The organism is Aedoeadaptatus nemausensis, assembly GCF_903819165.1.
GTDB lineage: Bacteria > Bacillota > Clostridia > Tissierellales > Peptoniphilaceae > Aedoeadaptatus > Aedoeadaptatus nemausensis.
Map to the genome: position 1 here is coordinate 114,063 of NZ_CAIJCS010000019.1, position 20,097 is coordinate 134,159.

Sequence of the window (20,097 nt, forward strand, 5' to 3'; positions counted from 1 at the left end):
TTGCTCTTACTGTTCAGTATCCCTTTTATAAATTGTTGTACGGAAAGCACTTTTAAGTCCCGTTGACCTGCTTCTTCCCGTTGATTGACGATGGCTACTTTTGCATCGTAGGCTGAGCGTAAAATAAGGGGGGGTGGGGGTCACCATTTTGTCGGTGGTGTAGTTTTCGAGTATTTTACTGTCGCCTGTGGTTTGTTGTGAAAAGTCCATGCTGTTGTTCAGGGAGAAGAAGTCGGGATCTTGTTCAAAGTTCGGGTTTCCGTCTTCCGTGTTTTGGATCACGCCCGCCGGGTTAAAGAGGTCGATCCCGTGTTCGCCGCCTCGCCCTCTGTTCATGGTACCGGGGCGTTTCAGATTGCCTTCGTCGTCGTATCCGACGATGCCTTTCGATTTGGAGCCGTCTTCCCATGCCCATTTATCGATAATGGTTTCTTTGTTCCAATCGCCTGCAAAGCCCATAACCGGCATGGATAGGGAGGGCTGTGCGTTTTCACCTTTACCTTCAACTGCCTCTTTCGATTCAAAGCTTATAAAGCTTTCCACGAATTGATCCTTTGCCTTGCCCGTGTCCATTTTCGCCGCAAGATTGTAGCTGCTGTGGGCGGGAACGGTAATGGTTTCGGCTGCAAGGTTCAGGCGGGCGCCTTCTACTTTTTTCGGGTGGATTTCCGCTACGATTTTTTGTCCGTCTTGGCTCTTTTCGTCTTTGTATTCTTCGTCCAGTTTCTTCACCGGTGTTTCGCCGTCGGTGGTCACCGGGCTTGCGGACACGTTAAATGTCAGATCGCGGTCGGAAATGTTGCGAAGGGTGATGGTGAAGTTTTTCGATCCGCCTTTAATTTCTCTAAGTGATGCGGAACCGTAATCGTTTTCTACGCCGTCGCCACCTTTAGCTTTTACGGACACGATGACATTGTTTTTCAATGCTTTTTCTACGTCGATAATGCCCGCCCCTTGTTGACGAGGAGATGCAAATAATGTTTGGTTCTTTTCATCTTTTGTCGTCGGGTCTTTCATGGGGCGCGCCGTATTTTGGAGCATGATCTTCGTCAAGGATACGAGGTCGATACCCGATCCCTTGATGAGAGGATCTTTTTCGATTTGTTTCAAGCGCGGACGAATCAATACGGTAGAGGCCGACACCACAGGGGTCGCCATGGAGGTACCGCTCATGTATTGATAGGTGCTCTTACCGTTGATTACATTCAAGGTGGAGTAAATGTTTTTACCGGGAGCGGAAACGTCCGGTTTTAGGAGAAGATCGGTGCGAGGTCCCCATGATGTGGAGCCTGCAGGCACTTCGTCATCGCCCCATTTGATTTTGTCCTTTAAAAACTCGACCGACAGGCGCTTTTCTTGACCGACGGCAGGTTTATGAGCATCAAATGCTTTCATGTCCATGCGGTAATCGCCTTTGGCACTTTGTTTTTCATCGCCGCTACCTTGTTTTCCGGTGATCATATCCCAAAGATCGCGACCGTCGTAACCGGAAACGGAGAATACTTGCACTTGTGTACGTTCATCTTGCTCATAACCCATAGCGGGTACATTTTCCCAGTCGTCGCGGTTGTAATAGGATACGGTGTTGACGACGATGACGCCGATAGCGCCTTTATTCTTCACTTTTTGGAAGGCGTATTTCATATCGGTGGAGAAAATACGGTCCATGACGACGATTTTACCTTTAAGGTCTTTTCCGGCAATGTCCTCGTCTTGGCATTTGCCTAAGTAAATAAAATCGTAATCTTTTTGGGTGAAGTGGTCTTTATCGAAGAAAGCGCCGATTTGAGCGTAGCGCATATCTTTTCCGCCGATTTTTACGCCGTTAAATTCTACGACGGTGTTTCTCGACGAGGCGACGGCAATGGCGTCTTCGTGTGCTGCCGTACGGGTAACATTACCCGTGTCGGTCATTTTAAGAGCATTGTTGCTATAGCGATCCCAAGAAGAATCGGACGCGGATGTGGCGTAGTTGCCCGTGGCGACGCAAACGGGTATGCCCGCTTTTCGAAGGCCGCGAATGGCTTCCCAGTATTTTTCGCCTACGAGTCCCGTTCCCGTAAAGCCTGATGAGATAGAAATAACATCGGCACCGTGGGTAATGCAGTCTTCAAAGGCGTGGAACATGGTTTCATCCCCCGCAAAACCGTCGCTGGCGTCAGAATACATTTTGTACGCCATTAACTGCGCATTGGGCGCAATGCCGCGAATCCCGTTTTTCTCCTGTAGATCTTTGTCCGTGGCGTTGGCCGCTAAAATACCGGAGATGTGCATGCCGTGAGGATCGTAATAATCGCTTCCGTCGTCGTACATTTCCTTGGTAATAGTGCCGCCGCTTAAGTAATTGAAGCTGCGAGGCACTTTCGGCGATAAGTAATAGGCTTTATCTTCAGACTTTAAATTATTTCCCTGAATTTTCGCAGCTGCTAATGCGTCGTCATCTAAACGCATATCTTTATGTTTATAATCCATTCCCGTGTCGATATTGGCGATGAGCATCCCCCGTCCGTCGTAATGTTTTCCGATTTCGGGGTTTTTAGCATTGATAGCTTTTAAGTAATCAGTAGCTTCGTTTGCTTTTACAACTTTCCTCGCATTTTCCATTAAAGGCTCGAGGGTTCCGCAACGTTCCACGCTTTTCACGCCGGCCATATTCCGAATGATTTCCGCCTGTTCGGGATAGATCTCCACGGAAACCGCCTTAAAAAGAATGTGATAGTCGTAGAGGATTTTTAAATCCTTCATCTTCTTTAAATTTTCTTTCACCGATCCGCGAGCGGATTCATTAGAAAATTCAACTATGTAGGAATATTTTTCTTTTCGCATCTCTACATTTTTCTGCGACGCTTCAAATTCCTTGACAATGGCACTCTCCCGCGGGGCTTTATTATGTATTTCCCCCGCTTTTTCGCCGCCGGCCGCCGCTGCAATGGCACCTTCCGCTGAGGAAAAAACCATGGTTGCCGCTAAGAGTAAGCTGAGTATCTTTCTCTGCATCCAAAACCTCCTTATTAATTGATTCATCATGAATACAAATGATAATCATTATCGTACGATCAACATTATAATTTCTTCTTTTATCACCGTCAAGGTCTTTTTCATTTTATTGAAATTCATACCTCATTTTTCATCGCCGATACCGAACAAGGATCTTTGTTTAGAATGTCTTTACAAAAAAGAAAAAGCAGCCTTTACAAAAAGACTGCTTTCAAAATGCATAAAAAAACGACCGGTTCTCACCGGCCGCTTTTAAAAGTGGTCGAGATGACAGGATTTGAACCTAACACACAATCTCGAAACAACGCCTAAAACAAGCCATTTATTCCAATTATCATTTAAAAATCGGGGAGTTTAGTCGGGGACTGTGATATAAAACAAAAAAGCGGGGATCCACCCCGCCTTTTTTATGCTTAAATCTGTCCGTTTTCTTCCGCTTCTTTTACCGCTCTATTTACGTTTTCTTCTTCGTCAAAATAATCTTCATCTGTTGCGGCTTCCGGGTAGTTGTCGGCGTTAACTCTGATATATGCCATCTCGCCGTCTACATTAAATTCAAGGGTGTATTCGTTCATGGCTTCGTCGTAGGTTACGGTGTTGAGGTTTTCGATGTTTAAGTTTTTCATAATTTACCCCCTTATTTATTGTATTTCGAGGAGTGCTTCCTCAATTTTTGCTTCTAAGTCGTCTTTGTCGTTATTTGGTAGGACAATCTCGCCGGTCTTTAGGTCGATAAACGCTTTGTCTAGGTTGCTCAAGATACGCCCACACGCTGAGTTTGAGATATACTCTCCGTTGATTTCCGCTTCGCTTATGTTGCCTGTACCATATCTTTTATATCTTAAGCCGATCAATTCAGGGGCGGCTTTTTTAATATATAGACGATCTCTCCCTGCCTTCGTCCATCTCTTTGCACCTAGTTCGGTTAAGCTGTTGATCATTTTTTCGGTAATTTCAATCTTCGTCATGTTGGATCTCCTTTTTGTTTAGTTGGTGATTTCTTCAATTAATCCTAGTGTTATATCCTCTCGCCGTCAACCAGTTTAGCGAATTCAATCTTAAACTTTGTGGAAGATCTAATCGATGGAAAATTGTCTTATGCATCACAATTTCTAAAATTTCATCCTCGACCTCGGGTTCTTCACCGCTAATCAGAACAAAGAATTTTTTTAATTCTTCTATATCCTGCGTTACAAGTGCTTTACCTAGTTCGTCAAAAAAGTAATTGTTTCTTTTCGTTCTCATTCTAATTCTCCTTTGATCTCGGGGTGTTTCCCTTTCCTTATTTCTTAATTATATTATAATATTGAGTTTGTACAAATTCAAGTATTATTTCACAAAAACTTGTAAATAATCTTCCAACGCTTCGATCACGATTCCTGATTTGCTCATGCCGGTTTTTGATCTTTCCGCTTCAAGGCGATCATTTAACGATGCGGGGATCTGCACGTGGATCGACGTCATTTCCTCGTCCTCTTCCACGATCCCAAATTCCACTTCGTATTCTTCGGCATCGAGGTTTGCCTCAGCCCACATTTTCGCCTCGTCATAGGATATGGGCTTTATAGCTTCGCCTCCGCTGTAATTGCCACTCCCTAAATCGACGCTATATTTACTCATGGGGCCGCCCTCACCATAAATAAAATACTCGCCTGTTCGCTTGCGGTAAAGTTTTTCCATGCACCAACCAAGATTATTGGTTATGTCATACTCGTAACTGCCTACATAATTTGCCGTGTCGGTATCGTAAACCTTGTTGTTTAAAATCTTTCTCATGATAACCCCCTTATAGTAGGATAGGGGCTTTCGCCCCTCCCCATTATTTAAAGTAGTATTCGCCGTTGCTTTCGTCGTATTCGATCGTGCCGTTTTCCGTGAGGTAGTCGATCGCTTCGTTTACGATAAATTTTTCGTACGTTTCGTCTGCTCCAAATCCCATGAAAGTGTCATTTAAGATCTCTACATATTGGATATCGCTGTAATTGCGATAATCGGCTTGTCCAAATAGAGGGATAAATTCTAAATTTCCGTATGCTCCTTCGATGAGGTAAACTCTACCCTTTTCGCCTTGTTCGGCTTTTTCTCTGATGTCGATGGTTACGATTTTGTTAGTCATGTTGTTTCTCCTTTTTTATATCTTAGGGGTGATCCCCTTTCCTTTAGCTTAATTATATTATAGCCTTGAGTTTGTACAAAGTCAAGTACTATTTTTAAATTTATTTTGACTTTTTTTAAACTGCGGTATATACTCAAATCATAATCAGGACAAAGCCCTGCGGATTGAAATATATTTGTTTAGAGCAATGCTCATACTCGGGGAGATGCCTCCCCGTGGATTGAAATATGTTTGCTTAGAAAAACAAACATACAGAAAAAGGGGTCGAATTCGACCCCTTTTCTGTTGCCCGTTTTTAAATCCTACATTATAATAAAGGCAAGTGATCGCATTTTATAGTCATGTTGGATGAAACACAAGGCGATCACGATCTCGGCGTCGGGCTTCCTTTCCCGGCGCCTTTCCTTTGCACAAAAAAAGCCTTGCTAAGGACACTTATGTCTCTAGCAAGGCTAATTTTTTACTTATTCCTATTGCGCAAATACGCTTCTTTTTCCTGCGGACTAATAAGATCCTTATCTCCCACTCTCGAGCCGCTCTCGTATAGCCCTACCGCCGACAAGCCGATGACTACACCTGTGATGATATTTGCTGGGGAGATGCCCGCCATGGCTACATAAATCACCGCTCCGACTAAAATCGCCACGATAGGGCTATACTTCGCCGGTAAACCTGCAATTTTAAAGGCCTGTACGATACCTAAGACCGCTGTTGTCATTACAATTGCATTTTCCATTTTTTGCCTCCTTAGCCTTGATAGCTCTTACTAACATCGCCGCTACTTCCGCACGTGTCGCTATTGCGCCCGGTCGTGTGCCGTCGGTAATGCCTAATTCTTTCGCTTCTTCCCATTCCTTTTCCGCCCACTCGGGGAGGTGATCCGGATCCATTTTTTGTGTCATAAGATACTCCTTCCGCGCCTTATCCTGCGCCGCTAAATCTTCCACATCGGTTACTTTTGCCTCGGGTGCCTTCGAGGGCTTGACCGCCTCGCCAAATGTAGAGGACTTGGAGAGGTCGATCGGCCACTCGATCGGCGCTTTAATCTGCTCTTTAAACTCCCACCATTGCGCCCAGTTGTTGGCGCGGAAGTTGTGGGGACAATCTTTACGGCTCACATCATAATGCCGGCACACATTGGATGCCGGCACGTTAAATTTACGCATTAAATTTTTTGTTAACTCCAGGACGTTTTTATAGGTCTTTTTGAGGTCGGCATCGGCGTTAACGCACATCTCGATGTTGAGTGAGTTGTTATTGGTGCAACCATTGAGATACCGCCCTTTGCCTTGATTGTCGCCTACCGACCAAGCCACCCGACTGTCCCCGATGACTTGGATAATCTGTTTATCGTCCACGTAGTATTGCGCCGAGCCGTACCGTGTCGCCCCTTGCAAATAGCGGTAATGCGCCATCGCATTAGCTCCCACGCTGTAATTGCCCGTATAGTGGATGACGATAAACTTAATCTCGCTCGCCTTGCGATATCGTCCGATCTGCCGCTTATTGGTTATCGGCTTATAGATAAACTCCATATCTACTCCTTTTTTGTCCTTGCTGTGCAAAAGGTATCGATCCTGATCACGTCATCCTCCACGCGATTGATGCGCTCGTCGTGGGTCTCGAGTACCTTGTGGATATCGTCGCGGTCTTTTTGACTGTCTTGGATATCTCGACGTAAATCTTGTATCGTGTCCTCCAAACTTTTTAGCGTCGCTTTTGTACCGCTCATGACGCGTGTAAAAGGCGTCACGATCAATTTTGCAAAGCTAAAAATCGCTATAAATGCTGTCGCCCATTTGGCGATAGCGTCGATATCTAATTGCATAGATCACTCCTTTTATATAATGTATACTAAAAACTCTTTTATCACATATTGACCCGTCGTCCGATCAGTAATTGTCGCATATAAGCTAACTCTTTTTACCCCAGAACTATGAGGGCTTACATGCCCTTGTTTGTCCAAATAGTATGGATTTGACGATTTGTAAGTTACGTTTACGTTATATCCCTCGATGGATGAAGGTAATGTTTTAAAATCACTGTGAACATTATATATTTCATTCAATCTTTCCCCACCATGCCAGATTCCTCGGCCATCCTGTATTCGTAAATCTTTCGCCGCCGCTTTCAACCGCTCTTTGATTATCGCCTCACGTGACCACAACACCACCTCACCCGATAGAATTGTATTAATCTCATTTCCAGTGACTTTAGCGCTTTTTATTTCTTTTGTAATCATAATTTACGCCTTTATAAAATAGATTTTATTCGGATCATTTTTTTGATCTGTCGGCAACTTGTCGTATTCCGCCTGCGTTAAAATAATTTGTTCTTTTACGTTATTTAATTTTTTGAGCAAAGCATCAGTTAAGTCGTTGGTCGATAGCCCTTTACCGCTAACCGCATCGACTTTCTTCCCGAGGCTTTTTTTATTTTCCCGCGTTCGCTTATCAAAGTCGCCGATCCAATCCTCCACATCACGCGTGGACGATATCTCCGACCATTCCGTCGCCGAGCCGTATCCTTTTGTCTTAGATCGGGATACATCCTTTCCGCTAACGGAACTTAGCTTATCGTTCCACGTTGATTTTTCCGTGTCGGTTACCGTGCGGTGGTTTGAGTCGCTCGTCATATCTGCTAGACTCGTTTTTAAATCGGCGGTTTTTGCATAAGGCGATAAATCGGGGATGTCCTTTTTTTTAGCGTAAGGAGACAAATCCACGTTCACCATGTTGGCCATTTCTTGCTTTTGTGATTGGGTAAGATCGCTATATCTTAGTGGCTCGCCCTTAACGCCCGGCGGCCCCGGAGGCCCCGGTGGCCCTTGCTTGCCGGGGATCCCATCTTCGCCTTGGATTCCTTGCAATCCACGAGGCCCCGGATCACCGGTATCGCCCTGTTCGCCTTGCGGACCCATGGCTCGCTTGCCCGTGTCCTCGCCGTCGATTACCCACGTGCCTGCGTCGGAGATCGTCATCTTCGGAGGATCGCCTTTTTCTCCCGGTTCTCCTTGATCGCCTTTCTCTCCTTTGACCCTCCCGACATTGGTCCATGTCGTATCGCTCCACACGTAGAGATCGCCGGCTATCATATACGCATCGCCCGCCTTGCCCACTTTGGGTAGGTCGGAGGTGCTGTTTTTTGTGCCTTTAATGGCGAGAGCGGCGCCGGTTTCGCCCTTCTCGCCTTTTTCCCCGGTGTCGCCTTTTTCGCCGCGGTTAAAGTAGGGGAGTTCCATGTACAAGTGTTTCCCGTCGCCCACTTTCATGAGCCCCGTATCACCTTCCACGGCGAGTTCCCCCGCATATAAAATGAGTTGCGACGCCTCCCACTCCGCCTTAGAGCGGTACTGGAAGGCAAATCGCCCAAGCGTAACCCTTTTCATGGGCTACGCCTCTTGCTTGTCGAGTTCTAAGCGTTTTCTAACCGCATCACGCATCCCGAAACACGTGGGCACGTCCTCGATTGTCTTTTCGCCACGCTTGATCGCATTCGCCCAGATCTTAACTACCATAGAGTTTTCATCGAGTTTAAACATTATTTATCCCCTTTCAGTTCCGCAACTTGCATCTGTAACGTTCCAATCATTTCGGTCATTTCCATGGCCATGGTCGCCATCGCCTGCTTGTACTCCTCAATAATCTGCGCCTGCGTGCCGATCATTGCGGACATCTCCATGACCGTGGCCGTGGACGCCTCGCCTTGTGCCTCTACTTTCTCATCGATGGTTTTGATCGTTTTGATAACGTCTCCGTCTTTTACCTTCTCGTCGATAAAATCCTCGCGATCACGCTCGTTGTGGATCGCAATTAAACTACGCTGATTGTGGATAATCACTCAAATGCACCTCCTACTCCGTATACATAACTGTCTAAAATAGCCGCGCCACGCTCGACGACAATTTTAATGGATACGCCCCATTTGTCCGCCGTGCGTTTTGCATTTTTAAATTGGTAATCGAGCCCTGCCGTCGACATACTCGTAATATCTTCCCACGCAGGCGCATCGTCAAAAGCGTTGTTGCACGCGTATATTGCACCTTTTGCACCATTGGCTAATTTCCAATTTGGCACAATGAAAATTTTCCGCGCCGCCGCATCGGTAACAATCGGCTCTCTAAACTCTGCTAAAAGGCGTGTTACCTTTCGGGTAAAACTGATCACCCGTTGAGACCGCATACCCTGAGCATCTTCTGCCACGATTCGGAGCGCATGATTGCCCGGCGTCAGTTTTAAAAACTCCTCGCCCTCGATGGTAAAAGTATAGTTTTTACCGTCTTCGATCGTCTCATAGGCTTTTTGATGCTCGCTATCCAAGTACACCCACGCCTTGATGACGTCACCTTCTACATCGGTGATACTAAAGGTATAACTAACTTTATCCTCGATCGTGCCGATATTTTTATCTTCCCCGCTTATAATCGGCGCAAAATTCGCCCGCCGGAACGTTTGCGTTAAGGTTGCCGTTCCGTTTGAGGTGTCCTCCGCCTCCACACGTAGGACGTGGGATTTGTTGATATCTAAAGTCTTTAATTTTTCCGCATCGATGGTGATGGATAAATCGGTGTTTTTAGCTACACTTTTGCGTACGCGGATAACCTCATCGTCGAGATATTCCACGATGTTGATGTCGTCGCCTTCGGCATCGCTCACTTGATAGGTAAAACTAAAGGCGGTATTTTTATCGCCAAGATCGCCACTTTGCACATTAAACTTCGGAGGCGTATTGATTTTGGTAAAACGGTATGTGTTAGTTTTGCTTGCGCCCTCTTTATCCGTCGCTTTGACTTCGATCATGTGCTTACCGAGGGTATATCCGGACAATTTGACGGGATAGGTATGACGCACCCCTAGCGTGATCTTGCCGTAATCCTTGACCATCTCCCCATTGGAGTAGATTTTAACCGTTACCTCGTCGCCTGCGTCGGGATCGGTGACGATAAAAGCAATATCAAAATCTTTATAAATGGCGCCGTAATCATAACTGTTACCGCTGATGTTGGGAGCGGCGTTGTTGTTGACTTTGATCATATTACTCGTCCGGTAACTTCCCGTCGCATTGTAGCTATCTTTCGCCTGCACACGATAGCGCACAGTTTTTAAACCTTTCGGGATCGTGTCCTCGTATCGCAGGGTATTACCGGAGTAAATCCTTTTATAGCTTCCGTTGTCGTCGCTACGCTCGAGTACATAAGTACTAATGTTGTTATCCGCATCATATGCCGACCCCCAACTGATCGTGATTTTTTCCCCGCCATTTACCTCCTCGGGAACCGAAATGGACGACGGCGTTCCCGGCGATCGATTCGTCTGCGCTCCCGATTGACAGGATTTTTCGCAGGATGATTGACAAGAAGATTCACACGTTGACTCACAAGAACCTTCGCAACTCCACTGACAATTTTGACAGGCGCCTTCACAAGATCCACATTGTGCATATCCTTCACATAAATCTTGGCATCCTTGGCATATCCCTTGGCATACGCCCGTACAGTCCAACACCGTTTGGCAGTTATAGCAACTCATTCTTTCACCATCCTTTCATTGGCTTTGGCCATCGCTTCCATCCATCGGCAGTAGGCTTCGGGGATTGTATTAAGATCGCCCGTTTTAAAATAATTATTAATAGTACACCCACCTTTACATACATTCCGGGCTTTGCAATTATCGCATCGCCCGCTTTCCTCGCTTTTTATTTTATCCACGTGGAATTTGCTCATGATCTCGATTCTTCGATCGTCGTCGATACCCGTATAAATATTGCCGATCTTAAAGTCGGCGCATTCGGCATTTTCCGTCATTTCTTGGCACGAGTAGACATCGCCACTTGCTCCGATGGAGCCGTAAAGCCCTGCACCTAAACCGCAGGTTCCGCATCCCGGCTCATCTCGCAAGCGATCCCGTATATCGCCACCCTGTGATCGTCCTTTCTCTACCTCGCTGAACTCCGCATAAGATCTCCCGCTCGCTTTGGCTTCGGCGATATGCTCCATAATCTTTTCCACACCGCGCTCCATAGCGTCGTAGTCCTCCGCGCTCCACTCCTCAAAGACGTTGGGGATCATAGTGACGCTTTTATAGCCCTTCTTCTCAGCAAAAAGGTAATTGTCGTACATATCCCGCACATTTCGAGGGTCGAGAGTAGCTCTAAATGTTCCGTGTGGATAATATTTGAGGTATAGGTCAATGGGAATATCGTCAAAAGATCCTCTCCCGTCGTGCTTTGTCCGCAATAAATCCTGCGTCGGCTTATCCCCGTCGATAGATAACAAAATCTCCACGCCGTTATCTTTAAAAAAGCGGAGTTTATCCTCGTCTAGTAGCGTGCCGTTGGTGGTTATGGAAAGAGTATATTCCCCATAATTTCCTCGCACGTACTCGATGATGGGTTTGACGATATCCTCGTAGCGGAGCATAGGCTCGCCACCGAAAAAAGTAACCGACGGCGTGGCTAACTCATCGAGGGCATTTTGCGCATAAAAATCGACGGCATCTTTCGCCGTCTTAAAATCCATCTCCATAGGTTGTTGCTTTACAAAACAATACTTACACGCCAAATTGCACTTTTGCGTTACATTTAAAAAACCGCCGCAGATTTTAGGTAGCATTACACCACTCCTCGGCCGTTGACGGCATCGTAATAGCCCTCTTTAAAAACAAAATCACCGTCAAATGTTTTAAGGTCGGCGACAAACGAGTTATGAGGCATGTTGTTACTTAGCCCGCCCTTTAGCGTTGCAAGCTCGATGCTTAATCGGCGCACCGTATCGAGCAGGTATTTTAACCCCATATAATTGACTAAATCATTCCATTCCATCTGCCCCAAATTGTAAGCGTCCACTGGTGTTCCCGCCTGAAAAATGTTGCCGTCATACCTATCGTGTTGCACGATTTCGTTACCGTTTTTGTCCTTGCCCCGGAGCGTTTCAACTTTCACGTTCCCAAATTCGGCGATATGGTCATCCCAAAACACGGGCGTAATGGATTGATCTAAAAACTCCTCCGTGATTTTATCGAGATAGGCAGGATCCGCTTTTAGCTTCTCCTTGATCTCGTAATATGCCCTCTGTGTGTACTTATCCACGTGTACCTCCCATCTCAAATATGCTCATCGGGTCGGTAATCTCCCGCTCCGTCAGTTGGATATAAAAACTCGAGACCAAACCGTAGCCCGTTGTTTTTGTAATTTCTTGCGGTTTGGAAACCATGAGTTTTCCGTCTTTGTCGTATAGCCGTAAATCGCTGATCGTGCCGGATCCCCGCGGTGTATTGACAAAAACCTTGAGCAAATAATTCGGCGCGATCTCCGCCTTTAGAATTTCCGCGTCCTGCTCCTTATCGTCGATCACGATCTTCGCGTGGTCGATCTGCTCTTTGATGTAGCGGATGACGCGGGTCATAAGATTATCGTGTATCATTCGTCCTCCTTAAATTCGTAGGCATTTTCCCGACTAAAGTCTTGGATATATAGGATTTCCTCGCTTCCGTCGCCTCGCAGTTCGCCTGCTTTGTAGCCGTCGTTGGTGTAGCCGTAATATTCCTTGCCGTTGTTAATAGCCGTATTAAAGCCGATGGATGTTTTAAACGCTCGGCCCATGTGACGGTCATCGGGGATTGTTCCGCAGTTATGCTCACCGCATAAAAATTGCGGATAGGGTAGATTTGCCGATTTTGTTTCCGCCGTCACCAAAAAAAGGCACCGCATGACGATCTCTAAGTAGTAGACCAGATGGGCCGGCATAATCTTATCCAACGTCTTGATCAGCGCCGGAACATCCACACGAGAGGAGTAAGCTATCTCCATACGTATTTTGTACGTATCGATGACCTCTTGTTTGATAATCTCCACGAGGCTTTTGTCCGCACAAAAAGACGACACGAGGTCGTGTACCACCTGCTCCGTCGTCTGCGTGTGGAGGTAGTGCAAATACCCCTGTATGATCTTTCGCCGCTCCTCGACGCTTGCGCCGTTTGCGATGTCTAATCCCAGATCCCTTTGATAGATCGAGAGAGCCTCCGCGGCGGTGTCGAGATAAAGATTGCGGTCGACGATGGAGAGCTCGTCTTGCAAAAGCCTAAAGACGAGATCCAATGTCCTCGCAATGTCCAAAAAGGTGATATTTTCCCGGTCATACCACGGTAGATAGTGGTAGTAAAGTCCGGCGTATGGAATCTTAATCTCTTTTATCCTCACGCGATCACCTCGATGCTCGAGAGCGTCGCCACATCCGTGTCCTCTAAGACGAGATTGTCCGCCTTTCCGTTAATCGTGAGATCCTCGTAGTCTTTAACGCCGGGCGTGGCCAGTATATGACCGCCCACCTTGGCAAAGGACACAAAGGATTGGCTAAAGGCCACGGTGTATAGGTACTCGTCGATGGCCTCCGTCATATCTCGCTTGACGTCCTCGAGAGCAAATCCCGGCTGTATGGTCAGCTTGAGTTTTACCTCCATAGGGATCTCTTTTGCGCTTTCGACGGTTAAATCTTCCCAGTGGATCGGCGCCTCGAGCATGATGTGATCTTTTACCGTTTTGATCATATCCTCGTCGACGCCTTTTCTATCCATACCGACGACCACCACCTTGACGGTAGACGGCCCTTTCCATGTCCTAAAGACCTTGGCACCGCCGATACCGTCTATCTCCTCCGCCCACAGCTTGTAGTGAGAGGGATTCCCCGCTTTCGGCGGGTTTTGCAGCTTGTCGTAAAACCGCTCTCTAAAGTCGTCGTCGCTCTCCATGTCGTAGCCGTTGTTAACCTCAGCGATCGTCGTAATTTTTTTGATGCCCGTTAGCTGGGGGCTCGGCTTTAAGACGATGCCTCGGGAGAGATTACCCTCTCCGCCGCTCGCCAGTGCAAAAAACTCGATCTTTGCCGTGCCGTCCTCCATAATGATATAGTCGTCACGGGTCGTGTAGTCGGTACTCCCGCCTTTTAAAAGCGTGCCCTTTGGGAGTCTCGCTCCCGGTTGCCCCTCGGCTTTTGCAAGACCGTGGGCAATGGTCGGCTGTTTACGCGTCAATCCTGCGATCTGATATATCCGCGTCTCGAGGTCTCGCCCCTCGAGGTTTTCGATGTCGAACTGTTCCGAGAGGTAGGTGATGAGCCTGTGGATATCCTCAGCCAAAAAAGCCACGGCGGAAAGATTGTCGTAGCTAAACGAGTTGGGGCTCTTGTCCTCTGTGTTGCGTAGTGCTCCGAGCATCCGATCGAGATACGCCTGTTGGTCCATTTCGGGGATCATTGTCATAGGATCACCTCCATTCCTCTCATGTAAAACTTGCCGTAAATACTGATAACTTTAAAGCTGATATAGAGCGTTCCGTCGTCAAAGTCGACGGTCAAGTCCTCCAATCGCTTGATATAGTCTGATAGATTGCGATCGACGGCCTCTTTTACAAAACGTTCCGCCTCACTGTTGATGTAGCCTTGGGTATAGGCTCGCCCGATTAAAGACTCGAGCTCGTTCCCGTAGCCCGGCGGAAAAATATCGTACCGCCACCTGACCGTCATAAAAAGCTTCCACAGTTTTATTTTTAACGCCTCGATCTCATAGACGAGGTAAAATCCGTTATCGTCGTTAAGTTTAAAATTTTGCGTCTCAAAGTCGTAGGCGTACTCGGAGCATACCGGGACAATCCGCTCCTCCGCCGTGTCCGGCTCTATAAAAGGGTAGTAATCTGCCACGGTATCACCTCTTTAACCTGCATAAAACGTAAAGCGTCTGCTTGCTCCGGCTTTGTAAGCATGCCACTTTATCGCCTACTTTCAAATCGTCCTTAAAAATAATCGTCGCCTGTGGGAAACCGCCTGTACTATGACTGTCGCCTCGAGAATCCGATCCCGTGAGCGTTGTACTCGGGATCTCGATCTGTCGCTCGTGTCCACTTGTCCAGTACTCATTGACCTCGATCTGATCGGCTCGATAGGTGAGGTCCCGTGTAGCGACTTCGATTTCGGGCGGCGCTTGGGTTACCGTGCCCGTCTCACAGTAGGGCAAGAGTTCTTGCGACGGCGCCGGATCAAATAAATCGCATAGCCCTTGTAAGTAATCGTCTTTTTGCATTATTACCTCCCTACATAGCGATAAGCCTTGTTAAATCGTCGGCCTTTTCCGTCGGTGATGCCCACACCGGAGTAACCGAGATACTTTCTGCTTTTCGTCGTGCCACCGCTCTCCAAGATCTTGCCGTCGTAGTATTGGAGCGCCACGTGGCCCGATTGCCACAGTACGTCCCCCGGTTTACGTTGGTTCCACGGTACCTCTACAAAGCCGTAAGCCTTGGGATTGCTCCTGAGTCCTGCCGATGTAAGGCGGCCGGGGATCGGCATACCGGCTGATGTATAGGCGTAGTCCACAAAGCCGGAGCAGTCGAGTCCCGATTGCGGCGTATTGCCACCCCATTGGTAATGTACTCCTCTTACTTTTAGTCCTGCCTCGATGGCACGGGCACCTGCCGAGCCGTCATTGGGCACACCCGAGGGAGCGTCGCTCTTATCTTTTTTATTTTCCGAGGTGTTGACATCCTCCATGAGGTTTTGATAGCTGAGGGTCAGCTCTACCTCGTGGTAGTTGTTGGCAAAATGATGGGTATCGGAGACGATAAAAAATTTGCCGTTAAGGCCCGTAAAAGGCTCTCGTACGGTGACGGCGTTACCGGTGATTAGGTCATAGTCCCCAAAGACCTTTAAATCCGCCTTTTTCTCGATCTCTTTTAGGATCCCTTCGGCTCGTGCCTTGGCGTCCTCGTGCTTTTCTTGGCGATAGACTTTTTCTCCACCTGTGGGCCCTGAGCCCTTGCGGCGGTTAAAAATCTCCGTCGCCTTTTTATTTCGCACGGGATAATTGGGCCTTCCTGCCCTCTCAAAGGATTTTTCAAAGGCTCTCACGGCTGCAACGGGGTCGCTTATCTTTTTAAAGTCCGCATAGGACATTTTCGCACGTTTCCAGTAGACGTTTTTGCCCTCTCGCATCTCTTTATCTATAAAAGCGAGCTGCACGCCTAAGTCTGTACTGCTTTTCCCTTGAGATTTTGCAAAGGCTCTCAGTTCGGCGAGGCGAGAGCCGCCCCATTGTGCGAGTCCTCGCCCCGGACCGCCGCCGTACTGCTTACATGACGGATCAAATCGGCTCTCTTGATAGAGATTGCCGAGGATCCCTGCAACGGCGCCATCGGAGTAGCCTAGATCTTTAAAGTAATTCCAGATCTTTTCCTCGTTGTTGGAGCCCTTCGGTACTTTCGTTCCGCCGATGGTGCCGATCTTGTTGCCGTCGGGGTCGTACTTATCGACTTTTTCCACAGCGTCTTTGACTGATACACTAAAGCGGGAATCGATAAGGTTAAAAGACGGATCGAGCATATATTTCGCCACCGTCTTTCCCCGCTCGACACACTCCACCTTTTCCCCGTCCATTCGGACGATAAAAGGCTTTTTACTTTTCTCATACTCTAAGTGATAAGCGGTCATGACGATCTGATAAGCGCTCGTCATGTCAAAGACTCGTGTAATGGGTGCCCCGGTATCCAGTTTTCCGGTGGGGATCTCTAAATCTTTAAAGACTTGCCCGGCAATTTCGTCGGGCTTTTTGTCTTTAAAATTGTATGTCTTTTGCGTGGCGTTGACTCGATAGAGTTTATCCATGGCCGTCACTCGCATTAGGCGGCCGCTGATGGATTTTTCTTTCGAAACGAGTTCCCCGTCGAATACCACCGTTCCGTCGTCTTTTGTAAGGCGCACAGGGTCATTCATTTTTGTGACAATCGTCGGAAGATTTTTATCCGTATGAGGATTCTGCGACGTAGCGAGGTTAAACTCTAATTTTCGCCCCGCCTGACCGTCTCCACCGCTCCACGTGGCCGCATCGTAAAATTGGGAGACGTCTTTCCCGCTGACATAGAGCTTCATCATCTCAGCCCCTTCTTGGCCATTTCAGCTTCCCGCTCTTTCCGCAACTCCTCGACGCCTTTCATTTTTTTAGGCGGGTATTTTTGAGGGTTCTTTTTGCGATCTATGAGCTCTTTTCGCCGCGCGTCGCAGTAGGCGTCTATCTCCGCCGTCGTCTTTAAATCCTCGGGGATGGATTGCCCGATGGCGATGACCTCGAGGGGTGTAAGCCCGTACTGTGGACTGTTTTTATCCGTGTTGACTTTATCCGCCGCACCTTTTACTCGCTTCACAGGCTTTTTAGGCTTGGGCGCCTCTTTCATCTCCAAACGAATATACTCGCTCATGCTGAGCGTGTAATACAGCGAGTTTGAGCCGTCCGCTTCGTTTACATTGAAGGTGTCGATCAAGCACTCGAAATTGTGAGGCGTCTCCGTCATAATGACACGCACGGGGAGCCCTGCGTCTTTCCATGCTTTAATTTTGTTGTAATAGTAGTAGGGATCCGTGTTGATTTCTGTACTCGCCACAAAGGGGTACAATTGCGCCGGAAAAAAAGAGTCGATACTTACTTTTCTCAGCCCTTTCTTCCCGGCAATATTAACCGTCCCCACCTCGTTGAGTTCCACGGTTGTGTTGTTCTGACTATCCTCCACACCGGGATAGGGGGTGACGGGTAAGAGTAATCTGTCTTGATCTTGTACAATCCAAAACTCCATAAGTCACCTCCTAAAATGCGGGTTTGGCCTGATTGAGTTTGGCGATTTTTAACTTACGATAGAGGGCATCTCCGATTCTGTCGATATCCGCATCCTCTCGCACCACGATCTGATCGGCGAGCTTGGGGATGTGGATATGGGTGTCGCCTCCGGAGTTGCCATTCATTCTCGCCTCGTGCATGGCGAGGCGGCTCTTTGTATTGGAGAGCACCTCCGAGCCTCGGGGTAAGTTGACGATTTCGGGGCCTTCTTCACCGACCCACGTCAAACCGCCCTTCCAATTCGACGTACCTCGAGCATTTCGCCCGATATCTCCGCCGCCCATGATGTTCCGCATGATGTTGACGGTTCCTCGGATGGGGTGACGCAAAAAGGCCTTAACCTCTCCCCACCACTTTTTGACCTTATCCACGCCCGCTTTAAATTGGTCGTAGATCATAGTTACTTTTGATTTTATCGGTGTCTCGAGCTTGGATTTTAGCGTATCAAACCAACCTTTGAGCAAATTGACGGTATTGGAAAACATAGTCTTGACGGATTCCCATGCGGCCGCCCAATTGCCCGTTAAAACATTGGTCACAAAGTCCACGAGGGCTTTGGCTTGATCGATAATGTAGAGGATGTATTGGCCCACAAAAGGCGCCACCGCTCCGATGACGGTGAGTAGCAAGTTAAACGCCGCCACTAGAGGCCCGGCAAAAGTCGCCGCAAACTCTCCGACGATACCCAAGATAGTCCCAAAGAGCTCCCCAAAACTCGATCCAAATCCGGAGAGATGCTCTTTGATCTCGCCAAAAAAGGCTTTTAAGGGCTCGCCGAAACTTTTGATCTTTTCCCCGGCTTGGGAGCAAATGTCCAAAAAACCTTGAAATAGCGAGCTAGACTCCACAAACTCTACAAATTTATTTTTTACATTTTCGATGACGGGGCCGATCTTATCCCAATTGGCGATGATGAGGCCTGCCGCCAGTGCAACACCTGCGAGGACGAGAGCCAATTTAACGCCCGGCGTTAAGAGAGCGCCCATCAAAGTGGATCCGCCTTCGATGGCCGTCCCAAGTCTCATTGCGACTTTTACCGCACTATTGCATACGCCGATAATCTTTCCGATGCCGAGGGCAACGGGGCCGATGGCGGCCGCAAAAGCCACTATTTTCAAGATAAATCTTTGCGTATCGCCTTCGGCATCCGCAAAGTTATATGCAAGTTCGGTTATTTTATCGATAAGCGGAGAGAGCATGGGCAGTACATTTACTGCGACGGCTTTCGCCACTTCTTGCAGTGCATTTTTTAAAAAACGCACTTTGGCCTCAAATGTTTTATAAGCGGCCGCCGCCTCTTTGTTGAGAGCCTCATTTTCTTTCCACGCTCGAGCCCCTAATTTTATCGATCGGCTTAAAAGCTCGTGGGCACCGGAGAGCCGTTTCATGGTGTCCACCTCTCGGATGCCCTTAATATTGAGACTGTCGAGGACGGCGTCCACATTGCCGCCTGACTTGTTGACGTCGTCGAGGCCTTTTGCCACCATGGCGAGGGCTTTGGCCGGTTCCGATCGCCACACACTTGCAAATTTGTCGGCGCTTACGCCTGCCACATTTGCGTAGTTTTGCAGATTCTTTCCGCCGTCAAATACCGATCGGTTGATCTTGGTCATGATCTTGGACATGGCCGATCCCCCGGCCTCCGCCTGTATGCCCACAGAGGACATTGCGGCGGCGAGGGACATGGTCGAGGATTCCGTCATGCCGATCTGATGAGCAGTACCGGCGAGACGCAATCCCATTTCCATGATCTCCGATTCCGTCGTCGCAAAGTTGTTGCCGAGTGCAACCACTGTGGACCCTAAGCGGCCGTAGTCGTTCTCGCTCATGCCGGTGATGGCGGCAAAACGGGCGGCCGCCGTTGCGGCATCCTCGGCGCTCATATTGGTAGCCGTTCCCATTTTGACCATAGTCTCCGTAAAGTCGACGAGGTGCTCTTTAGATACGCCTAGTTGACCCGCCGCTTCGGCGACCTTGGCGATGTTTTCCGCACTCTCGGGGATCCGTCGGCTCATTTTGACGATGTCGTCGCTAAACTTGGCAAACTCTTTGTTGTTTAGATCTGTGGTTTTTCGCACTTTTACAAGTGCCGTTTCCAAACTTGAGTAACTTTTTATACTTGCGGCCACGCCTGCGCCCACAGCGAGAGTGACGGGCATCATTGCCTTTCCGATCCCTTGCATCCCCTTTGACGTGTTGTAAAAGGACTGCTCCATGGCTCCCGCTTTTGATTTAAAACTCTTTAAACTCCCCTCAACTTTTGTAAGAGTGCTGCTAAAGTCGTCTTTTAATCGCAGTACGGCGTCAATATATTTAGTAGACAATGGCTCACCT

Annotated in this window: 25 protein-coding genes; 1 reads left to right on the forward strand and 24 read right to left on the reverse strand. The window is 48.0% G+C overall.

The features are described 5' to 3' along the window. Window positions 1–6: 6 nt before the first annotated feature. The 14 genes from PEPTYR26121_RS05100 to PEPTYR26121_RS05165 form a co-directional block, all read right to left on the reverse strand. Window positions 7–2,997: a S8 family serine peptidase gene (locus PEPTYR26121_RS05100; RefSeq protein ID WP_180499907.1), complete on the reverse strand. Its 2,991-nt coding sequence runs from the start codon at window positions 2,995–2,997 to the stop codon at window positions 7–9. 413 nt (window positions 2,998–3,410) lie between these two features. Then, window positions 3,411–3,623 carry a hypothetical protein gene (locus PEPTYR26121_RS05105; RefSeq protein WP_180499909.1) on the reverse strand — a complete coding sequence of 71 codons (213 nt, stop codon included), beginning with the start codon at window positions 3,621–3,623 and terminating at the stop codon, window positions 3,411–3,413. A 15-nt stretch (window positions 3,624–3,638) separates the two neighbouring features. Then, window positions 3,639–3,965, reverse strand: a complete 327-nt coding sequence (locus tag PEPTYR26121_RS05110; protein WP_180499911.1) for a hypothetical protein — start codon at window positions 3,963–3,965, stop codon at window positions 3,639–3,641. A 34-nt stretch (window positions 3,966–3,999) separates the two neighbouring features. Further along, window positions 4,000–4,242 carry a hypothetical protein gene (locus tag PEPTYR26121_RS05115; RefSeq protein ID WP_180499913.1) on the reverse strand — a complete coding sequence of 81 codons (243 nt, stop codon included), beginning with the start codon at window positions 4,240–4,242 and terminating at the stop codon, window positions 4,000–4,002. A gap of 84 nt (window positions 4,243–4,326) precedes the next feature. Continuing rightward, window positions 4,327–4,773 carry a ribbon-helix-helix domain-containing protein gene (locus tag PEPTYR26121_RS05120; protein WP_180499915.1) on the reverse strand — a complete coding sequence of 149 codons (447 nt, stop codon included), beginning with the start codon at window positions 4,771–4,773 and terminating at the stop codon, window positions 4,327–4,329. 43 nt (window positions 4,774–4,816) lie between these two features. Continuing rightward, complete coding sequence (locus PEPTYR26121_RS05125) at window positions 4,817–5,113, reverse strand: hypothetical protein (RefSeq protein ID WP_180499917.1); 297 nt, start codon at window positions 5,111–5,113, stop codon at window positions 4,817–4,819. Between the two features lie 460 nt (window positions 5,114–5,573). Then, window positions 5,574–5,849: a hypothetical protein gene (locus PEPTYR26121_RS05130; protein WP_180499919.1), complete on the reverse strand. Its 276-nt coding sequence runs from the start codon at window positions 5,847–5,849 to the stop codon at window positions 5,574–5,576. Next, on the reverse strand, window positions 5,794–6,648 hold the full coding sequence (locus tag PEPTYR26121_RS05135; RefSeq protein WP_180499921.1) for a peptidoglycan recognition protein family protein: 855 nt from the start codon (window positions 6,646–6,648) through the stop codon (window positions 5,794–5,796). The genes PEPTYR26121_RS05130 and PEPTYR26121_RS05135 overlap by 56 nt, the downstream gene beginning before the upstream one ends. A gap of 2 nt (window positions 6,649–6,650) precedes the next feature. Next, window positions 6,651–6,941, reverse strand: a complete 291-nt coding sequence (locus PEPTYR26121_RS05140) for a hypothetical protein (protein ID WP_180499923.1) — start codon at window positions 6,939–6,941, stop codon at window positions 6,651–6,653. Between the two features lie 12 nt (window positions 6,942–6,953). Further along, window positions 6,954–7,355, reverse strand: coding sequence for a hypothetical protein (locus PEPTYR26121_RS05145; RefSeq protein WP_180499925.1), 402 nt, complete (start codon window positions 7,353–7,355; stop codon window positions 6,954–6,956). 3 nt (window positions 7,356–7,358) lie between these two features. Continuing rightward, entirely contained in the window at window positions 7,359–8,501 is a 1,143-nt protein-coding gene (locus tag PEPTYR26121_RS05150) for a collagen-like protein (protein WP_180499927.1), read from the reverse strand. A 3-nt stretch (window positions 8,502–8,504) separates the two neighbouring features. Next, window positions 8,505–8,654: a hypothetical protein gene (locus PEPTYR26121_RS05155; protein WP_180499929.1), complete on the reverse strand. Its 150-nt coding sequence runs from the start codon at window positions 8,652–8,654 to the stop codon at window positions 8,505–8,507. Further along, window positions 8,654–8,953 carry a hypothetical protein gene (locus PEPTYR26121_RS05160; RefSeq protein WP_180499931.1) on the reverse strand — a complete coding sequence of 100 codons (300 nt, stop codon included), beginning with the start codon at window positions 8,951–8,953 and terminating at the stop codon, window positions 8,654–8,656. Before PEPTYR26121_RS05160 ends, PEPTYR26121_RS05155 begins: the two co-directional genes overlap by 1 nt. Beyond that, window positions 8,950–10,209: a hypothetical protein gene (locus tag PEPTYR26121_RS05165; RefSeq protein WP_180499933.1), complete on the reverse strand. Its 1,260-nt coding sequence runs from the start codon at window positions 10,207–10,209 to the stop codon at window positions 8,950–8,952. The genes PEPTYR26121_RS05160 and PEPTYR26121_RS05165 overlap by 4 nt, the downstream gene beginning before the upstream one ends. 106 nt (window positions 10,210–10,315) lie before the next feature. Here PEPTYR26121_RS05165 and PEPTYR26121_RS09210 point away from each other — a divergent pair, with 106 nt between their 5' ends. Continuing rightward, entirely contained in the window at window positions 10,316–10,441 is a 126-nt protein-coding gene (locus tag PEPTYR26121_RS09210; RefSeq protein ID WP_281359988.1) for a hypothetical protein, read from the forward strand. A 196-nt stretch (window positions 10,442–10,637) separates the two neighbouring features. On the opposite strand, the gene PEPTYR26121_RS05170 is transcribed toward PEPTYR26121_RS09210, so the two are convergent. The 10 genes from PEPTYR26121_RS05170 to PEPTYR26121_RS05215 are packed head-to-tail and all read right to left on the reverse strand — an operon-like array spanning window position 10,638 to window position 20,087. Next, a complete protein-coding gene (locus PEPTYR26121_RS05170; protein WP_180499935.1) occupies window positions 10,638–11,723 on the reverse strand; it encodes a radical SAM/SPASM domain-containing protein in 1,086 nt (361 codons plus the stop codon). Further along, window positions 11,723–12,199 carry a hypothetical protein gene (locus PEPTYR26121_RS05175; RefSeq protein ID WP_180499937.1) on the reverse strand — a complete coding sequence of 159 codons (477 nt, stop codon included), beginning with the start codon at window positions 12,197–12,199 and terminating at the stop codon, window positions 11,723–11,725. The genes PEPTYR26121_RS05170 and PEPTYR26121_RS05175 overlap by 1 nt, the downstream gene beginning before the upstream one ends. Next, the gene (locus PEPTYR26121_RS05180; RefSeq protein ID WP_180499939.1) at window positions 12,192–12,533 is read right to left on the reverse strand and encodes a hypothetical protein; all 342 of its coding nucleotides are present in this window, start codon (window positions 12,531–12,533) and stop codon (window positions 12,192–12,194) included. Before PEPTYR26121_RS05180 ends, PEPTYR26121_RS05175 begins: the two co-directional genes overlap by 8 nt. After that, the gene (locus PEPTYR26121_RS05185) at window positions 12,530–13,309 is read right to left on the reverse strand and encodes a hypothetical protein (protein ID WP_180499941.1); all 780 of its coding nucleotides are present in this window, start codon (window positions 13,307–13,309) and stop codon (window positions 12,530–12,532) included. Before PEPTYR26121_RS05185 ends, PEPTYR26121_RS05180 begins: the two co-directional genes overlap by 4 nt. Beyond that, a complete protein-coding gene (locus PEPTYR26121_RS05190; RefSeq protein ID WP_180499943.1) occupies window positions 13,306–14,367 on the reverse strand; it encodes a baseplate J/gp47 family protein in 1,062 nt (353 codons plus the stop codon). The genes PEPTYR26121_RS05185 and PEPTYR26121_RS05190 overlap by 4 nt, the downstream gene beginning before the upstream one ends. After that, window positions 14,364–14,804: a DUF2634 domain-containing protein gene (locus PEPTYR26121_RS05195; protein WP_180499945.1), complete on the reverse strand. Its 441-nt coding sequence runs from the start codon at window positions 14,802–14,804 to the stop codon at window positions 14,364–14,366. Before PEPTYR26121_RS05195 ends, PEPTYR26121_RS05190 begins: the two co-directional genes overlap by 4 nt. Window positions 14,805–14,808: 4 nt before the next feature. Next, window positions 14,809–15,183 carry a DUF2577 family protein gene (locus PEPTYR26121_RS05200; protein WP_180499947.1) on the reverse strand — a complete coding sequence of 125 codons (375 nt, stop codon included), beginning with the start codon at window positions 15,181–15,183 and terminating at the stop codon, window positions 14,809–14,811. A gap of 2 nt (window positions 15,184–15,185) precedes the next feature. Further along, entirely contained in the window at window positions 15,186–17,027 is a 1,842-nt protein-coding gene (locus PEPTYR26121_RS05205) for a phage tail tip lysozyme (protein WP_180499949.1), read from the reverse strand. Then, complete coding sequence (locus tag PEPTYR26121_RS05210) at window positions 17,024–17,722, reverse strand: hypothetical protein (protein ID WP_180499951.1); 699 nt, start codon at window positions 17,720–17,722, stop codon at window positions 17,024–17,026. Before PEPTYR26121_RS05210 ends, PEPTYR26121_RS05205 begins: the two co-directional genes overlap by 4 nt. A 10-nt stretch (window positions 17,723–17,732) precedes the next feature. Beyond that, window positions 17,733–20,087 carry a phage tail tape measure protein gene (locus PEPTYR26121_RS05215; protein WP_180499953.1) on the reverse strand — a complete coding sequence of 785 codons (2,355 nt, stop codon included), beginning with the start codon at window positions 20,085–20,087 and terminating at the stop codon, window positions 17,733–17,735. Between the last annotated feature and the right edge of the window lie 10 nt (window positions 20,088–20,097).

Excerpts from the sequence above, each read along its gene's own strand:
- PEPTYR26121_RS05150 (WP_180499927.1), bottom strand. The coding sequence starts at position 8,501 with ATGAAAAGGGTTACGCTTGGGCGATTTGCCTTCCAGTACCGCTCTAAG.
- PEPTYR26121_RS05105 (WP_180499909.1), bottom strand. The coding sequence starts at position 3,623 with ATGAAAAACTTAAACATCGAAAACCTCAACACCGTAACCTACGACGAA.
- PEPTYR26121_RS05200 (WP_180499947.1), bottom strand. The coding sequence starts at position 15,183 with ATGCAAAAAGACGATTACTTACAAGGGCTATGCGATTTATTTGATCCG.
- PEPTYR26121_RS05190 (WP_180499943.1), bottom strand. The coding sequence starts at position 14,367 with ATGACAATGATCCCCGAAATGGACCAACAGGCGTATCTCGATCGGATG.
- PEPTYR26121_RS05170 (WP_180499935.1), bottom strand. The coding sequence starts at position 11,723 with ATGCTACCTAAAATCTGCGGCGGTTTTTTAAATGTAACGCAAAAGTGC.
- PEPTYR26121_RS05120 (WP_180499915.1), bottom strand. The coding sequence starts at position 4,773 with ATGAGAAAGATTTTAAACAACAAGGTTTACGATACCGACACGGCAAAT.
- PEPTYR26121_RS05135 (WP_180499921.1), bottom strand. The coding sequence starts at position 6,648 with ATGGAGTTTATCTATAAGCCGATAACCAATAAGCGGCAGATCGGACGA.
- PEPTYR26121_RS05115 (WP_180499913.1), bottom strand. The coding sequence starts at position 4,242 with ATGAGAACGAAAAGAAACAATTACTTTTTTGACGAACTAGGTAAAGCA.
- PEPTYR26121_RS05180 (WP_180499939.1), bottom strand. The coding sequence starts at position 12,533 with ATGATACACGATAATCTTATGACCCGCGTCATCCGCTACATCAAAGAG.
- PEPTYR26121_RS05210 (WP_180499951.1), bottom strand. The coding sequence starts at position 17,722 with ATGGAGTTTTGGATTGTACAAGATCAAGACAGATTACTCTTACCCGTC.
- PEPTYR26121_RS05110 (WP_180499911.1), bottom strand. The coding sequence starts at position 3,965 with ATGACGAAGATTGAAATTACCGAAAAAATGATCAACAGCTTAACCGAA.
- PEPTYR26121_RS05155 (WP_180499929.1), bottom strand. The coding sequence starts at position 8,654 with ATGTTTAAACTCGATGAAAACTCTATGGTAGTTAAGATCTGGGCGAAT.
- PEPTYR26121_RS05130 (WP_180499919.1), bottom strand. The coding sequence starts at position 5,849 with ATGGAAAATGCAATTGTAATGACAACAGCGGTCTTAGGTATCGTACAG.
- PEPTYR26121_RS05145 (WP_180499925.1), bottom strand. The coding sequence starts at position 7,355 with ATGATTACAAAAGAAATAAAAAGCGCTAAAGTCACTGGAAATGAGATT.
- PEPTYR26121_RS05140 (WP_180499923.1), bottom strand. The coding sequence starts at position 6,941 with ATGCAATTAGATATCGACGCTATCGCCAAATGGGCGACAGCATTTATA.
- PEPTYR26121_RS05125 (WP_180499917.1), bottom strand. The coding sequence starts at position 5,113 with ATGACTAACAAAATCGTAACCATCGACATCAGAGAAAAAGCCGAACAA.
- PEPTYR26121_RS09210 (WP_281359988.1), top strand. The coding sequence starts at position 10,316 with ATGTTGTTATCCGCATCATATGCCGACCCCCAACTGATCGTGATTTTT.
- PEPTYR26121_RS05205 (WP_180499949.1), bottom strand. The coding sequence starts at position 17,027 with ATGATGAAGCTCTATGTCAGCGGGAAAGACGTCTCCCAATTTTACGAT.
- PEPTYR26121_RS05100 (WP_180499907.1), bottom strand. The coding sequence starts at position 2,997 with ATGCAGAGAAAGATACTCAGCTTACTCTTAGCGGCAACCATGGTTTTT.